The sequence below is a fragment of the Nocardia sp. NPDC004260 genome, from assembly GCF_053603155.1.
The window spans coordinates 1-1,370 of sequence record NZ_JBSGEZ010000267.1 but is presented as its reverse complement, the minus strand read 5'-3'; the positions used below and the strand labels follow the sequence as shown (position 1 = coordinate 1,370).

The window sequence follows — 1,370 nt, the reverse complement described above, 5'->3', positions numbered from 1 at the left end:
TACTGCAACGACAGGTTGTGATGCCCGCGTCTTTTGTAGTGGCTGATGCGCGCGCGGGCCTGGCTTAATCGTCGCCAGTTGGACCAGTGCACGACGTGGGCGACCGTGCAGGTGACCGGTGATGTGATTCGGTTCCACAGACGTCGTATCTCGTTGGACGACAACGGGATCAATGTGACACCGAACGCGGTCGTGGAGCCCCCTTTTTCACGGCGTCTCGGGTGATCACGAGAAACGCCGCGGCCGCCATCGACAGTGTGATGTGCCGATACCAAGCGTCGTAGCCTCGTACCTGATAGTGATCGAGCCCGGTTTCGTTCTTGGCCGTTTGGAACGATTCCTCGATGGCCCAACGACATCCCGCAACGCGCACCAGCTCATCGATCGTGGTCTCGGCGGGCCCGAAACACACGTAGTAGGCGATCTTCGTCGGGTCGGTGAGACTGCGACGGGCCAGCAGCCAATGCCCACGACCGGGCACCCTCAGCGGACGGATATCGACCACCGCCCAGTCGTAAACCCTGGGCCCGTGGGCGCCGGCCCCGCAACTCATCCGCATCCAGGAGTCCTCGGCGAGCGCGCCCACGACCCCGGCGACACGAGCCTTGGTCAATCCCGTCGTGACCACCATGGAATTCTTCGCGACCGCGAGAACATGGGCGATGTTCTCCGATTCGAGCCATACACGCAGTTTGGTGTCCACGCCGTATGCCTCGTCGCCGGTGACCCAGCCGAACGGCACACCGGCCTGAGCCGCACGAGCGATCATCCGCTGCGCCAGAACAGGTTTGGTCGCGAACCGAACCTCATCGGGAATGCCCGCACGTCGGCAACGCTCACGATCATCGATCCACTCCTTCGGCAAGTAGAGCTCCCGATCGATCAGTGCCCGCCCTCGCGCGGAGGCATACGCCAGGAACACCCCGATCTGCGAGTTCTCGATCCGGCCCGCGGTCCCCGAGTACTGCCGAGCCACCCCCGCAGATTTGCTGCCCTTCTTCACAAAACCGGTCTCGTCCACGATCAACACCCCACCGCGCGGATCACCCAGGACCTCGATGACCGTCTCGCGCAGATCATCACGCAATCCGTCGCCGTCCCAAGCGTAGAAGTTCAGCAACCGCTGCATACGCTCCGGACCCATATCGCCGACAGCCTCCGCCAGCGTCCACCCGTTCTTGCGCTCGCACTCACCCAGCAGCCCCCGCACATAGAAGCGCATCTGCCGCCGCGACTCGAACCGAGGAAACCGAGCCGCGAACCGACCCACGAACGCCTCGAAACCCGCCGACCACCCAACCGCCCTCTCCACCACCACAACCACACCAACTACCAGCCCAACACCCCAATCACAACCTGTCGTTGCAGTA

At 63.3% G+C, this 1,370-nt stretch carries 1 protein-coding gene; it reads right to left on the bottom strand.

Going from position 1 to position 1,370, the window contains the following annotated elements; genetic code table 11:
- Window positions 1-169 precede the first annotated feature (169 nt).
- A complete protein-coding gene (locus ACWEO7_RS39545) occupies window positions 170-1,315 on the bottom strand; it encodes an IS701 family transposase (protein WP_452430980.1) in 1,146 nt (381 codons plus the stop codon).
- Between the last annotated feature and the right edge of the window lie 55 nt (window positions 1,316-1,370).